General features: G+C 63.5%; 11 protein-coding genes and 1 pseudogene. 9 read left to right on the top strand and 3 right to left on the bottom strand.

All coding sequences use genetic code 11. The features are described from left to right. Positions 1-42: 42 nt before the first annotated feature. Genes M1D51_RS05975 through M1D51_RS05960 form a run of 4 tightly spaced genes read left to right on the top strand, consistent with a single transcriptional unit; the run spans position 43 to position 6,339 of the window. A complete protein-coding gene (locus M1D51_RS05975) occupies positions 43-1,377 on the top strand; it encodes an ABC transporter substrate-binding protein (RefSeq protein WP_458108917.1) in 1,335 nt (444 codons plus the stop codon). Then, positions 1,374-2,342: a carbohydrate ABC transporter permease gene (locus M1D51_RS05970; RefSeq protein WP_458108916.1), complete on the top strand. Its 969-nt coding sequence runs from the start codon at positions 1,374-1,376 to the stop codon at positions 2,340-2,342. Before M1D51_RS05975 ends, M1D51_RS05970 begins: the two co-directional genes overlap by 4 nt. Further along, positions 2,339-3,253 carry a carbohydrate ABC transporter permease gene (locus M1D51_RS05965; RefSeq protein WP_458108915.1) on the top strand — a complete coding sequence of 305 codons (915 nt, stop codon included), beginning with the start codon at positions 2,339-2,341 and terminating at the stop codon, positions 3,251-3,253. Before M1D51_RS05970 ends, M1D51_RS05965 begins: the two co-directional genes overlap by 4 nt. Then, positions 3,253-6,339 carry a glycoside hydrolase family 2 TIM barrel-domain containing protein gene (locus tag M1D51_RS05960; protein ID WP_458108914.1) on the top strand — a complete coding sequence of 1,029 codons (3,087 nt, stop codon included), beginning with the start codon at positions 3,253-3,255 and terminating at the stop codon, positions 6,337-6,339. Before M1D51_RS05965 ends, M1D51_RS05960 begins: the two co-directional genes overlap by 1 nt. 85 nt (positions 6,340-6,424) lie before the next feature. Here the strand turns inward: M1D51_RS05960 and M1D51_RS05955 are convergent, their stop codons facing one another. Both M1D51_RS05955 and M1D51_RS05950 read right to left on the bottom strand, forming a co-directional pair. Then, positions 6,425-7,813 (bottom strand): MFS transporter, encoded by a 1,389-nt coding sequence (locus tag M1D51_RS05955; RefSeq protein ID WP_458108913.1) that lies wholly within the window; start codon positions 7,811-7,813, stop codon positions 6,425-6,427. Positions 7,814-7,955: 142 nt separating this feature from the next. After that, positions 7,956-8,822 (bottom strand): helix-turn-helix transcriptional regulator, encoded by an 867-nt coding sequence (locus M1D51_RS05950; protein WP_172326002.1) that lies wholly within the window; start codon positions 8,820-8,822, stop codon positions 7,956-7,958. A gap of 131 nt (positions 8,823-8,953) precedes the next feature. Between M1D51_RS05950 and M1D51_RS05945 the strand changes: the two genes are divergently transcribed. The 5 genes from M1D51_RS05945 to M1D51_RS05925 all read left to right on the top strand — a co-directional run bounded on the left by M1D51_RS05945 (position 8,954) and on the right by M1D51_RS05925 (position 12,727). Beyond that, entirely contained in the window at positions 8,954-10,330 is a 1,377-nt protein-coding gene (locus M1D51_RS05945; RefSeq protein WP_458108912.1) for an MFS transporter, read from the top strand. Positions 10,331-10,359: 29 nt separating this feature from the next. Beyond that, a complete protein-coding gene (locus tag M1D51_RS05940; protein ID WP_458108911.1) occupies positions 10,360-10,770 on the top strand; it encodes a (R)-mandelonitrile lyase in 411 nt (136 codons plus the stop codon). Between the two features lie 31 nt (positions 10,771-10,801). Next, positions 10,802-11,659, top strand: coding sequence for an aldo/keto reductase (locus tag M1D51_RS05935; RefSeq protein ID WP_458108910.1), 858 nt, complete (start codon positions 10,802-10,804; stop codon positions 11,657-11,659). A 15-nt stretch (positions 11,660-11,674) separates the two neighbouring features. Beyond that, entirely contained in the window at positions 11,675-12,337 is a 663-nt protein-coding gene (locus tag M1D51_RS05930) for a flavodoxin (RefSeq protein WP_458108909.1), read from the top strand. A gap of 63 nt (positions 12,338-12,400) precedes the next feature. After that, a complete protein-coding gene (locus M1D51_RS05925) occupies positions 12,401-12,727 on the top strand; it encodes a carboxymuconolactone decarboxylase family protein (RefSeq protein ID WP_172322812.1) in 327 nt (108 codons plus the stop codon). Positions 12,728-12,736: 9 nt separating this feature from the next. Here M1D51_RS05925 and M1D51_RS05920 read toward each other — a convergent pair. Beyond that, positions 12,737-13,754: pseudogene (locus tag M1D51_RS05920) on the bottom strand (IS110 family RNA-guided transposase). Positions 13,755-14,084 lie beyond the last annotated feature (330 nt).

The raw sequence follows: 14,084 nt of genomic DNA, 5'->3' as shown, positions 1-14,084 counted from the left end.
ATGCCGCGCCATCGTCAACCTGACACGAAGAGGTGAAGGCTCATGACCCGATTCACGCGAAGACAACTCCTGGGCGCAGGCCTGGGAACAGCAGCCATGGGCTTGCTGACCGGGTGCGCTACCCCAGGGACGCAGTCCGTCAACGCTGCCCCCACCATCCCCGCCGCCGGCGAGCCCGTGCGGCTCACCTATTGGGCGTGGCTCAAGGATTTCCAGAAGGTCGCCGACGTCTGGAACGCTGCGCATTCGAACATCCAGGTGGATGTGGTGTGGATCCCCGGCGGCAACTCCGGCGGATACCAGAAGCTCTACTCGGCCTTGGCAGCCGGGGGCGGGCCTGATCTTGCGCAGGTTGAGTTCCGGTCCATCCCGGAGTTCATGCTGGTGAACGGCCTGGTGGATCTCGCCCGCTACGGCGCCAACGACCACGCCCATTTGTACGACCCCACCCTGTGGAAGCAGGTCTCCTACACAGGAGGCGTCTATGGCATTCCCCAGGACGCGGGCCCTATGGGCATGTTCTACCAGCCGGCCATCCTGGACAAGGTGGGCGGCAGCAACCCGAAAACCTGGGATGAGTGGGCTGCGTTGGCCGCCGAACTTCGTTCCGTGGACAGCTACTTGGACTGCTTCCCCATCAGCGATGCCTCCCCGTTCGCCTCATTCGCGGGACAGGCAGGTGCGCAGTGGCTGCGCCCGGAGGAGGATGGCTGGGTCATCAACATGACCGACGACGCCACACTCAACACAGCGCGCTTCTTCGATAAAGCGATCGACGACGACCTCGTCACCACCGCGTACGGCGCCTTCTCCCCGGGCTGGTTTGCGGCAGCGGCCAAGGGTGGGATTGCCTCGACCATCACCGGCAGCTGGGGTGATGCCCTGGTCCAGGGCGTCAGTGGCTCGGAAGGAAAGTGGCGCGCTGCCCCCATGCCCACCTGGGGTGCTACGGGCTTCGGCTCAAGCTACCTCGGCGGTTCCACGGCTGCGGTCCTGGCCAACAGCAAGCACCCCAAGGAAGCACTTGAGTTCGCGGTGTGGCTGACCACGTCCAAGGAGGGCATCGACGCCCAGATCAAGAACAGCGGCATTGGGTGGTCACCCAACCCCGACTTCATCGGCACGGACCGGCAACAGCCATCTGCGTTCTTCGGCGGCCAACGCTACAACGAGGAAGTCTTTGTTCCCGCTACCCGGCAGCAGAACCCGGACTGGTCCTGGTGGCCGGTAACCCAGCAGTCCTTCAACATCCTGAGCGACGGTTTCCGCAAGAAGGCGTTCGGTACCTCGTTGGTGGATTCCATCGCCGCTTCTGAGCAGCAGATCATCACGGTCTTCAAGAACAAGGGCCTCACCATCCGGAAGGAAACGGCATGACGACTACCCGCACCGCACCCACCGTGCAGCGTCCCGCCACCGCAAGCCTCTCAGGCAAACAGAACAAACAGGCCGGCAAGCGGAACGGCGCCGCCGCCCGCGCTCCCTGGGTGCTGCTGGCACCATTCCTGGCCCTCTTCGTCCTCACGTTCCTGCTGCCCATCGTGGTGGCCATCATGTCCAGTTTCACCAAAGTGACCCGCAGCGGGCTCTTCGGGGAAGCCGGCGTGAGCAGTGAGTTCGCCGGTTTCAGCAATTACGCCCAGGCCCTGTCCGATGGCAGTTTCGTTGCCTCGATCGGCAGGATGCTCCTGTTCGGAGTTGTCCAGGTGCCGGTCATGATCGTCCTGTGTACGGCGTTGGCCCTCATGCTCGAGTCGGCCTCGGCAAAGTGGCCGGGCTTCTTCCGCGCAGCGTACTTTCTCCCTTACGGCGTGCCTGGCGTCATCGCGACCATCCTGTGGTCCTTCCTCTATGTCCCCGGCCTCAGCCCGCTGTTCGATGTCGCCAAAGTGGTGGGCCTGACCCCTGATTTCCTTGGTGCCAACAGCGTGCTGTGGTCCATCGCAAACATCGTCACCTGGAGTTACACGGGCTACAACATGCTGATCATCGTGGCGCAGCTTAAAGCCATTCCGGTGGAGCTCTATGAAGCAGCCAAGGTGGACGGTGCTTCAACCTGGCGCGTTGCCCGGAGCATCCAGCTCCCCCTGATTCGTCCGGCACTCATGCTCACCACGGTGTTCTCCATCATCGGTACCCTGCAGCTCTTCGCGGAGGCACAGGTGCTCAAGACCGTGGCCCCGGCCATCGACAGCCAGTACACGCCAAACCTCAGTGCCTACACCACTGCGTTTGCCTACAACGACTACAACGTCGCCGCAGCCCAGTCGGTCATCATCGCCGTGGCCGCCTTTGCCCTGTCCTTCGCCTTCCTCGCACTGACGAACAGGAAGTCCTCATGACCGCCACCGCCACGAAGCCCGCCTCCAACGCCGTCCGCAGCAAACCTTCGGCAGGCCCTGACCGTTCAGCCGGACGACGACGGTCCTCCACCATCATTGTCACCTCCCTTTTGGTGGTGGTGGCCTTGTATTTCCTGATTCCCGTGTACTGGGTCTTCGTAGCTTCCACCAAGTCCACCGCCGATCTCTTCTCCACCAACGGTTTCTGGTTCGCGCCGACTTTCTCCTTGTGGGAAAACATCGGCCGCGTGGTCAGCTACGACAACGGCATTTTTGGCCGCTGGTTCCTGAACTCGGCAATCTACGCAGGTGTCGGCGCACTCCTGGCCACCTACTTTGCTGCCGCTGGAGGCTACGCGCTGGCCAAGTATGAGTTCAGGGGCCGCAACCTGGTCTTCGGCACCATCCTGGGCGGCGTGCTGGTTCCCGGAACGGCCACTGCGCTGCCCCTCTTCCTTCTGTTCAGCCAGATGGGCCTGGCCAACACCTACTGGAGTGTCCTCCTGCCGTCGCTGGTCTCCCCCTTCGGGCTTTTCCTTTGCAGGATCTATGCCCAAGCCACAGTGGATACCTCGCTGATCGAAGCAGCCAGGATCGACGGCGCCGGGGAGCTGCGCATCTTCCACACCATCGGGCTCAAGGTACTGACCCCCGCTTTGGTCACCGTGTTCCTGTTCCAATTGGTGGGTATTTGGAACAACTACTTCCTGCCCTTGGTCATGTTGTCCGACTCGGAGCTGTACCCCATCACGCTGGGCTTGAACAACTGGTTGAGCCAGGTTGACCGTTTGCCTGAATTCTACGAACTGACCACCGGCGGAGTGCTGCTCTCCATCATTCCGCTCAGCATCGCCATGATCGTCCTGCAGCGCTTCTGGCGCGGTGGGCTGACAGAAGGAGCCGTCAAGTAATGAACCCGTCACCCGACGTCCAATACATCACCGATACCGGCCCGGGCACCGGCAACAGGGTCCCGGCCCGCTCCTGGCTGCACACTGACGCGCCCACCCTGTCCCTCAATGGCCAGTGGCGGTTCCGGCTTCTCCCCGGTGCGCCCGGCACACCCGGCGGCCGGGGCGTCCTTCCCCAGGGCGAGGCCGTCGAAGGAGTCTCCGAGGAAGGCTTGGACGACTCCGGCTGGGACCGGATCCCGGTTCCCGCCCACTGGGTGTTGGAGGGCGGGGGCACCTATGGCCGCCCCATCTACACCAACGTCCAGTTCCCCTTTCCCACCGATGCGCCGCATGTCCCGGACGAGAACCCCACCGGTGACTATCGCCGCTCCTTCGAGGTTCCGGAGACCTGGACCCTCGACGAAAAAACAGTGTTGCGGTTCGACGGCGTGGAATCCCGCTACAAGGTATGGCTCAACGGCGTGGAAATCGGCGTAGGGACCGGCAGCCGCCTGGCGCAGGAATTCGAGGTGACTGAGGCCCTCCGTACCGGGCATAACGTGATTGCGGTCCGCGTCCACCAATGGTCGGCATCGAGCTACGTTGAGGACCAGGACCAGTGGTGGATGCCCGGCATCTTCCGCGATGTCACACTCCAAGTCCGCCCCAAGACGGGCATCGAGGACCTCTGGCTGCAGACGTCCTACTCCGCCGGTTCAGGCATCATCGACCCGGAGATCACTGCGGACACAGCCGCCTACCCGGTCCGGCTGTCGGTTCCGGAACTGGACGTCGACGTCGTCTGGGACTCCCCTGCCGACGTCGCCCCGGTGGCGATCACCGCCGTCGAACCTTGGTCCGCTGAGGTTCCGCGCCTCTACAACGCAACGGTGCACAGCGAAGGCGAGACCATTTCGCTTCGACTGGGTTTCCGAACCGTGGAGATCAAGGGTGACCAGTTCCTGGTGAACGGACGGCGTGTGGTGTTCCACGGCGTGAACCGCCATGAAACCCATCCTGACCGCGGCAGGGTTTTCGATGAGGACTTTGCCCGGGCCGACCTTGCCCTGATGAAGCAGTTCAACGTCAACGCGATCCGCACCAGCCACTACCCGCCGCACCCGCGCTTGCTGGACATTGCGGACGAGATGGGATTTTGGGTGATCCTTGAATGCGATCTGGAGACGCACGGTTTTGAACGTCACGGTTGGGTGGGCAACCCCAGTGATGATCCCGCGTGGCGTGAGGCGTACGTGGACCGGATGGAACGCACGGTGGAGCGGGACAAGAACCACCCCTCCATCATCATGTGGTCCCTCGGCAATGAGTCCGGCACAGGCGCCAACCTGGCAGCGATGTCCGCCTGGGCGCATGCCCGGGACGCCGGCAGGCCCGTCCACTACGAAGGTGACTACACGGGCGCCTACACGGACGTCTACTCGCGGATGTACTCTTCCGTTCCGGAAACCGAGGCGATCGGCCGGGACGATTCCGGGGCGCTCCTGCTGGGTTGCTCCGCGGCGGAGTCTGCCCGGCAACGCAGTAAACCGTTCATCCTGTGCGAGTACGTGCACGCCATGGGCAACGGGCCGGGGGCCATCGACCAGTATGAGGACCTGGTGGACCGCTTCCCTCGGCTTCACGGCGGATTCGTGTGGGAATGGCGTGATCACGGCATCCGCACCACCACAGCCGATGGCACGGAGTTCTACGCCTACGGCGGCGACTTCGGCGAGGTTGTCCACGACGGCAACTTCGTCATGGACGGCATGGTCCTCTCCGATTCGACGCCTAGCCCTGGTCTCTTCGAGTACAAACAGATCGTCGCTCCCCTGCGGTTGGGCTTCTCCACCGAAGCGTCCGACGGCGGCATCCGCCGGTTCGTCTCCGTCGCCAACCTGCGGCACACGGCAGATGCCTCGGACGTCGTCCTGCGTTGGCGTACTGAGTTCGACGGCGTTCCGGTTGACTCCGGCGAGCTGGACGTCCTCACACAGGAAGGCAGCCAGCTTGCTGCGGGCAGCACCGCTCGCATTGAGCTCCCGGGGTTCGCAGCTGTGGGAGTCGGTGAACACTGGCTCACGGTGGAGGCTGTCCTCCGCAAGGACACAGGGTGGGCTGAGGCCGGGCACGTCATCTCGGCAGCCCAGCTGGAGATGACCGAAGCACCTGCTTCGCTTCGGCTACCGCGTCCCTTGGCATCCTCCGCACCTGCCGCTCTTGATGCGGAGGGGACCCTCTCCCTGGGACCGGCTGTCTTTGAGGCGGGCCGGTTGATCTCCCTGGCAGGGCTGCCAGTGTCCGGTCCGAGGCTGGAGCTGTGGCGTGCCCCCACGGACAACGATGCCGGCGCCGGCCGCGGGAGCTATGACCTGGCCGACCCGTGGCTTAACAACGGCAACGGCACTCCTGCTCCATCCATGGAAACGGTGTGGCGCGCTGCCGGCCTGGACCGGATCACCGCCAGGGTGGAGAAGGTTTCAGCCGGCGAATCCTCGGTGGTGGTCCGGACCCGCTACGCCGCTGCCGACGCTTCCCAGTGGGTCTCGGTCGAGGAAAACTGGCAGCTGTCCGGAGGCGATCTGTTCCTCCTGGTGGACATCGTTCCCAGCACAGGTTGGGACATCATCTGGCCTCGCGTGGGGGTCCGATTCGAGCTGCCGGCCTCCGTGGACGGGGCGTCATGGTTTGGTGCAGGACCGCGGGAATCGTACCCGGACAGCATGCACGCCACCCTGGTGGGACGGTACTCAGCGGGCATTGACGAGCTCACGGTGCCGTACGCCAAACCGCAGGAATCGGGACACCGCAGTGCTGTCCGGTCGCTTGACCTGCAGCAGGCAGGTTCCCCGTGGCTGAAACTCGACGCCGTCCCGGACTCCCGCGGCCGCCTGCCCGGTTTTACGCTCACCCGGCACACTGCGCAGGAAGTCTCAGCGGCGGGTCACCCGCACGAGTTGCCGGCAAGCCAGGGCAGCTACCTGTACCTTGATGCCGCCCAGCACGGCCTCGGATCCAGGGCATGCGGTCCGGACGTCTGGCCGGACTACGCGCTGCGCCCGGAAGCGCGGACGCTGGCGTTCCGGATCACCGAGGCGGGCTAAAACCCCCGTTGCGGGGCCCGCTTTGCGTGCTCTATTGAGCGAATAGCGCGCAGAGCGGGCCCCGCAACGCACCGGTGGGCATGAGTTAGGCGACGCCCACGGGTTCCTTCTTCACGGCATCTTTACGGATGGTGGCGCTGATCACCGCGGCCACGGTGCACATGGCAGCCGCGCCGAGCCAGGCGTAGTTGTAGTGCCCGGTGGCATCCCGGATAAATCCGGCGAGCAGTGCGGCCACGGCTGCTCCCAGCTGGTGGGCGGCGAATACCCAGCCGAAAACCACGGAACCGTCCGCGCCGAACACCGATCGGCAGATCGCCGCAGTTGGCGGCACTGTGGCCACCCAGTCGAGGCCGTAAACCACCACGAAGATGATCATGCTCGGTTCCACGGACGAGCCCAGCAGCAGCGGCAATACCAGCAGCCCGATCCCGCGGAACTGGTAGTACACCGCCAACAGGACTTTGGGATTGAAGCGATCGGTCAGCCATCCCGAGGCGATGGTCCCCACGATGTCGAAAATTCCGACGACGGCCAACAACCCTGCCGCCGTAGTCTCGGGCATGCCGTGGTCATGCGCGGAGGGAATGAAGTGCGTGCCTATCAGTCCGTTGGTGGTTGCTCCGCAGATGGCGAAACCGGCAGCCAAGGCCCAGAAGGTGCGCACTTTGCTGGCCCGTTTCAGTACCTGCAGGGCACGGACAGCGGCATTGGCGGAGTCCTTCGGCGGCGACAGTGCGGGCGCTCCGCCTCCAGCGGCAGGCTTGCCGGCCGGCGTCGCGACTGATGTCGCACCTGTTGGCGCGTCGCCCGGTTCCTCGGCCCCGTAAGGCAACACCCCGACGTCGGCGGGTGAGTTCCGGAGCCATCTCAGCACCAGCGGGACAACGGCGAGCGCGCCGGCGGCAATGAGCAGGGATGCTCCCCGCCAGCCGGGGTTCTGGGCAAGGGCGGCGATGAAGGGAAGAAATACCAGCTGGCCGGCAGCACTGCCTGCCGTCAGGATACCGATGACCAGTCCGCGGCTCTTGGCAAACCAGGTGTTGGCGATGGTCGCCGCGAACACCAGTGCCATGGAACCTGTGCCGAGCCCGATCAGCAAGCCCCAGGTGAGCAGGATCTGCCAGGACTGGTTCACGAACACCGTGAGCGCCGAACCCAGCCCGATGAGGCACAGCGCAAGTGAGGTGACTTTCCGGATGCCGAACCGTTCCATCAGTGCTGCAGCGAAGGGCGCCGTCAGCCCGAACAGGACCAGGTTGATGCTGACGGCCAAGGACAACACCGTGGTGGACCAGCCGAATTCCTCCTGCAACGGCACCATCAGTACACCGGGTGCCGCACGGAAGCCGGCAGCTCCCACCAAGGCAAGGAATGCCACCGCTGCCACGATCCAGGCAGGGTGGAGCCGGCGGTGTCGGTTGGTGGGTGCCGTCTTCCCGGGCGGTGCACCGGTGACGTCGGGAGCTGTCATGCGGGGATCTCCGTTTCAGGGGAGTCGGGCGTCAGGGTCTCTTGAGGTGCGACGGCGAGATGTTCCTATTGTCAACCCCTCCCCCATTAACCCCATTTCCGGCCGGTTCGGGAAGACGTTGCCGGCTAGGCCGTCGGCGGGTTCAGTGGTGCGGGTTCGAGGTGGTTTTGATGTTGGCGCTCCAGCTGGCGAGGAAGTCGAGTTGATCTTGGGCTTGGCTTCCGGGTTCGGCTGAGTAGGCGATCAGGGTGAGTCCTTCGCCGGGCAGTTCCAGGGCGTCGCCGGTGAGCTCGATCTCGCCGACGAGTTGGTTGCGCATTCTCTTGCGGGCGCTGCGGTGGAACCGCACATTATGCCGGGCCCACCGTGTGGAGAATTCGGTGCTGCCAGCGGCGAGGTCACCGATGAGGCTGTTCAATGCCCGATCGCGGGGGTTCTGTCCGGATTCTGTGCGCATGGACGCTGCGAAGTCGTCGGCGAGGGTATCCCAGTCGACGAAGAAGTCCTTGGACCGGGGATCAAGGAACATGAACCGGGCAAGGTTCAGCGGCAGCTTTTCGGGGCTGAGGATGTCGGTGTAGAGGGCGAAGCACAGGCTGTTGGCGGCCACGACGTCCATGCGGGCGTTCCGGACGTAGGCGGGTGTCCCGGTCATCCCTGCCAAGACTCTTTCGATGCTGGGCCGCACGTCTGCACGGGAACGCCGCGCGGCGGATGCCGGGGTGGGCCCGGCCGCTTTGGCGAGGTCATACAGGTGCGCGCGTTCGGCTTCATCCAGCTGCAGGGCACGGGCCAACGAGTCGAGAACGGACTCGGACACACCTCGCAGGTTTCCTCGTTCGAGCCGGGCGTAGTACTCGGTGCTCACCCCGGAGAGCATGGCTACTTCTTCGCGTTTGAGGCCGCTCACTCTCCTGGTCCCGCCGTAGGCGGGGAGCCCTGCCTGGGCCGGGGTGATGCGTGCCCGGCGGCTCATGAGGAAATCGCGGACGTCGTTGGTGTTGTCCATGCCTTCTAGGCTACGGCGGTACGGGAACGGTCTAACAGGAACTGCCAGTACACCGCACAACAGGCACTCCCGCGCCCGTAAAAGGGCTGGTTTTCTTGAAGAAGACCGTTTCCGTGTTTCGAAAGGACACCATGTCTGTCCCCACTGCCAGCCGTCCAGCTGTCGTCGTCCGACCCAGGGCGTCCCTGATAGTGGCCATGCTGGGATTCTTTGTGGTCGCCTTGGACGCTCAGATCGTCAACGTCGCCCTCCCGGAAATCCGGAATGACCTTGGCGGTGGCCTCTCCGGACTGCAGTGGGTCGTGACCGGGTACACGTTGATGTTCTCTGCCCTCCAACTGTTCGCCGGCACGCTCTCGGACCGTGCAGGCGCCCGGCGCGCCTACGGGTTGGGCATGCTGATCTTCATTGTCGCTTCTGCCGCATGCGCGCTAAGCCCGACGCTGCCGGTCCTTATCGCTGCTCGCATCCTGCAAGGCATCGGGGCGGCCATGATCACCCCCGCTTCCCTGGCCCTGATCCGGGAGGCCTACCATGACCCGGCCTCCCGGGGTCGGGCAATTGTGTACTGGGGCCTGGGCGGTTCAGTGGCCGCCGCTGCCGGCCCGGTCCTGGGCGGGCTGTTGACGCAGCTCGACTGGCGGCTGATTTTCTTCGTCAACCTGCCCGTCGGTGCCGCAGCAATGATGGCCCTTTCCCGAGTCGCGCCTTCGGCCCGCCGTCCCGCGCCCTTCGACTGGGCCGGTCAGGTCACCGCAGTCGCAGCACTGGCGGCACTGACGTACGGCATCATCGAAGGCGCTGAGGCAGGATATGGCAGCCCGGCCATCCTGACACTGTTCGGCATCAGCGCGATCTCAATCGCAGCTTTCATCACCACCCAATCCAAAGGCCGGCATCCGATGATCCCGTTGGATCTGTTCCGGTCCCGGGCAGTGTCCACCGCGCTGATCATCGCTGTGGTGACGATGGCTGCTTTCTACGGCATCGTGTTCGTGCAAAGCCTCTATTTCCAGCAGGAACGCGGATCCTCTGCTCTGGAAACCGGTTTGTTGTTCCTGCCGATGACGGCTCTTGTTGCCGTCCTGAACCCGTGGGTGGCACGGCTGATGGCCCGGTATGGGCATGTGGCGATGATCGCCGCGGGCCAGCTGATCATGACTGCCGGCCTGATCGGCCTGTGTCTGCTTCCTGCGGATGCGCCGGTCCTGCTCGTCGCAGCTTTCATGATCCCGGTCGGCGTTGGTGGTTCGTTCACTGTCCCGCCGATCATTGCCCAGGTCATGGATAACGTCGCCGCCGAACGGGCCGGCACGGCCAGCGGGGTGGTCAACACCGCCCGTCAAGTTGGCGGGTCCCTGGGTGTGGCCATCTTCGGTGCTGTCCTGGCCAGTGGCGAGTTCATGACAGGGCTGCGCGCCAGTCTCGGTGCCACCGCGGTCTTGCTCGTCATCCTTGTCGTCGTATCCCTGGCACCACAGCGTCGTTCGCAACCAACCAGGAACTGATCCAACCCAGTCTCTCGAAAGGAACTTCAATGCGTCTCGCGATTCCGGGCCCAACCTCCAAGGGGCCCACCGAAAAATTCACCGGTGACGTGTATCTGAACGCACTGCAGTCCGGCGACGATCCCTCACGGCTGAACTCTGCCATGGTCCGCTTCAGCCCTGCCGCCCGCACCCACTGGCACTCCCACCCCCTCGGTCAGACACTGCACTGCACCGACGGAGCGGGACTGGTAGCCACCCGCGACGGGAAGGTCATCCTCATGCGCGCCGGAGACACCGTCTACACCCCGCCAGGGGAAGAACACTGGCACGGCGCAACACAGGACAGCCTGATGTGCCACCTGGCCCTGGTCGAACACGACAACGGACACACCGCGACGTGGCTCGAACCCGTCAGCGAGCACGACTACCTGGCCGCCCACACCACTACCCACGCCTAGACCTCAACAGAACGACATTAAGGACAAACCCATGAAAAACGTCACTCTCAACAACGGTATCGAAATGCCCATCCTCGGCTTCGGCGTATTCCAGATCCCCGAAGAAGAAACCCAGGCCGCCGTCGAAGCAGCGCTGGCCACCGGCTACCGTCACCTGGACACCGCAGCCTCCTACGGCAACGAAAACGCCGTGGGCGCCGCGATCAAGGCCAGCGGGATCAACCGGGACGAACTGTTCATCACCACCAAACTCTGGATCCAGCACGCACCCACCGGCAGCGTCTACGACGACACGAAGCGCTCATTCCAGAATTCCCTGAACCGCCTCGGACTGGATTACCTGGACCTCTACCTGATCCACCAGCCGCTCGGGGACTACTACAGCGAGTGGCGCGCCATGCAGGACCTGAACAAGGAAGGCCTCGCCCGCGCCATCGGCGTCTCAAACTTCCACCCCGACTGCCTTGTTGACCTCATCGACCACAACGAAATCGTCCCGGCGGTCAACCAGATCGAAACGCATCCCTTCCATCAGCGGTTCGCGGATCAGGAACTGATGCGCGAACGCGGCGTCCAGATCGAATCCTGGGGACCCTTCGCCGAAGGCAAGAACAACCTCTTCACCGATCCGGTCCTCAGCGCCATCGCCGAAGCACACGGCAAGTCAGTCGCCCAGGTGGTGCTCCGCTGGCTCATCCAGCGCGACGTCGTCGTCATCCCCAAGTCAGTCCGGCCCGAGCGGATGGCCCAAAACCTGGACGTCTTCGACTTCACCCTCACCGAAGAGCAAATGACCACCATCACCACCCTGGACACCGGCGCCAGCCTGTTCTTCGACCACCGCGACCCCGCCATGGTCAGCTGGCTCGGCGGCCGCCGCTACAACTAAAGCGCCGGCAATCCCGTGGCCCTCAACCCTTTGAACGTCAGCCGGCGGTCCGCCCTTCGCGGAGCGGCCGCCGGTCTGACCGGTGCCCTGCTCGCCGCAACAACAGCAGCCTGCACACCCCAAGGACCACCCACCGTGCCCTCAACAGACACCAGGCCCCCACCAAACAGCACAGGACCAGGCCAGGGAGGCCAACGGGTAATGCTCGCCTACTTCTCACGGGCAGGTGAAAACTACTACTACGGAGACCGAACCAACCTGGAGATCGGCAACACCGAGGTACTCGCGGGCATGATCAGCGCCCTGATCCCGTGCCAGGTACACCGCATCGAAGCCGCTGAACCCTACCCGGACAGCTATGACGCCACCGTCGCCCGGAACGTCCGCGAACAGGACGAGGACGCACGCCCGGGGATCAGCAACCCGCTGCCCTCCATACAGCAGTACGACACGGTGATCCTGGCCAGCGGCATCTGGAACGTCAGGGCCCCAATGATCATGACCACGTTCACCACCCATGCCATGAGCGGGCTGGGCAACACCGCACGCGACTACGAACAATCCTGCACCGGTTCAACCATCGGCCAAGGCCTTGCGGTCAAAGGCGAAGAGGTCCGGGACGCCGGAGCCGCCGTCGAATCATGGCTACAACGTTTAGGACTTCTCCCCGCCCGCTAAGCGCTCGGCAGCAACAGCCGGCGCCCGCGCACCTACAGTTACACATATTGAAAGGTTCAGCACATGAGCGATTCACACCAGACCAGGGCACAGCAACTCATCGGCGATTTCGCCCCGAAACTCGTTGATCTCACAGACGGCGTTCTCTTCGGCGACATATGGGAACGCGAAGAACTTCCACCCCGGGACCGCAGCCTGATCACGGTCGCCAGCCTGATCACCAGCGGCAGTACCGACCAGCTCCGCGGGCACCTCGCCCGCGCACGGACCAACGGACTGACCGAGACCGAACTCAAAGAGGCGATCATCCACATGGCTTTCTACGCCGGATGGCCCAAAGCAATGTCAGCCATCACCGTCGCGAAAGAAGTCTTCTCACAAGCTGAATAGCCGACGGGACTAGGGCCTCAGCTTGACGACTCGGTTATGTTCTTGGAGGTCCTTCTTGAGGGCGTAGTAGAGCTCTCTTGCGACGTAGCGTTTCAGGCTGCGGATAACGTCTCCTTTGGAATGTCCTTGCGCCCGTTTGCGGTCTCGATATGCCTGGGATTTTGGGTCGAGTTTGAGGCTACCGACAGTGATCAGATAGATGGATCTGTTGGCTTGGCGGTTGCCACCTCTATGAAGTCGCATTCTGTGGGATCTACCTGAGGAAACCGGCACTGGTGCGACGCCGCAGAGGCGGGCGAACGCGGCCTCGCTGGGGAATCTGTCGATGTTTTCTCCGGCTGTTATCAGTAGCTGGGCAGCGGTGACAGGCCCGACTTGGGGCAGTGCCATCATGGTTGGCGCGATTGCGTGCAGCAGCTTGGTCAGGTGCTTTTCGGTCTCGTTGATCTGAACGGTGAGTGCAGAGATGCGCCGGCCGAGTTCCCGCAGCGCATATTTGGCGGCTTGCTCCGGCGTCCAATCGGTCCTTCAGAATGCCTTGTGCCGTAACGAGGATGTCTCTCACCTGGACAAGTGCAGCCGTGCGGGATTTGATGGCGGAGTCCCGCACAAGATACACGTGACGGATGGCTTCAACGGTGCCGGTTGTGTCTTTGGCTGGTGAAGAGCATTGACCGGAGAGCACTTTGCGGGCTGCTTCTTCTGCGTCTATAGCGTCGTTTTTCCGTGAGCGGCTACGGGTCAATGAGTGTCCCCTGTTGACCTCGATGACATCTACCCCTGCGGCCAGCAGATGCCTTGTTAGGCCGGCCCCATAGGAGCCGGTGCATTCGATGCCGAAGGCGCTGATGATCCCAAAGCCCGAGGACCAGTCCAACAGGTCTTGGTATCCGGCGAGGTTGGCGGGAAAACGGCGGTCATCCAGTAGATGCCCCATGGAGTCCAGAGCTGGCGCGTGGTGAAACATCGAGTGCGTGTCTACCCCGATGGTGACTGCCCTGACGGGCAGCGTCGTTGTGAGAGTCATGTGCGCTCATTCCTATCGACGGATTTTGAGGCGAGCACGATTGACCGGGCCGGGCGGACAAAGCACTGAAGAGCTAAGCTGCACGTTCCTATCAAGTCACAACTCCGTCCGGCCCGATCGCCCTAGGTGAGTGACAGGGAAGCCGAACCGACAGATCTCCGCGTAGACAGTTCGTGCACGAGGTGCCGATCGTCACGAAGCGGGCAAGTCAGGAACTGCTTTCCTGCCACCGTCTCATTTTCAACAGTCGTCTAACTGTTGAGGCTGCGACTCGCGCAGATGCTTCAAACCCAGTGGGCAGGGAGCCGGACCGACAGATCTCCCCCAGTA

This window comes from Arthrobacter sp. R3-55 (genome assembly GCF_054161505.1).
The sequence above is the reverse complement of the archived record's forward strand: the minus strand, read 5'-3'. Positions and strand labels throughout refer to the sequence as shown.

Bases quoted from the DNA above. Each gene is read 5' to 3' on its own strand.
- M1D51_RS05975 (WP_458108917.1), top strand. From the start codon at position 43: ATGACCCGATTCACGCGAAGACAACTCCTGGGCGCAGGCCTGGGAACA.
- M1D51_RS05970 (WP_458108916.1), top strand. From the start codon at position 1,374: ATGACGACTACCCGCACCGCACCCACCGTGCAGCGTCCCGCCACCGCA.
- M1D51_RS05965 (WP_458108915.1), top strand. From the start codon at position 2,339: ATGACCGCCACCGCCACGAAGCCCGCCTCCAACGCCGTCCGCAGCAAA.
- M1D51_RS05960 (WP_458108914.1), top strand. From the start codon at position 3,253: ATGAACCCGTCACCCGACGTCCAATACATCACCGATACCGGCCCGGGC.
- M1D51_RS05955 (WP_458108913.1), bottom strand. From the start codon at position 7,813: ATGACAGCTCCCGACGTCACCGGTGCACCGCCCGGGAAGACGGCACCC.
- M1D51_RS05950 (WP_172326002.1), bottom strand. From the start codon at position 8,822: ATGGACAACACCAACGACGTCCGCGATTTCCTCATGAGCCGCCGGGCA.
- M1D51_RS05945 (WP_458108912.1), top strand. From the start codon at position 8,954: ATGTCTGTCCCCACTGCCAGCCGTCCAGCTGTCGTCGTCCGACCCAGG.
- M1D51_RS05940 (WP_458108911.1), top strand. From the start codon at position 10,360: ATGCGTCTCGCGATTCCGGGCCCAACCTCCAAGGGGCCCACCGAAAAA.
- M1D51_RS05935 (WP_458108910.1), top strand. From the start codon at position 10,802: ATGAAAAACGTCACTCTCAACAACGGTATCGAAATGCCCATCCTCGGC.
- M1D51_RS05925 (WP_172322812.1), top strand. From the start codon at position 12,401: ATGAGCGATTCACACCAGACCAGGGCACAGCAACTCATCGGCGATTTC.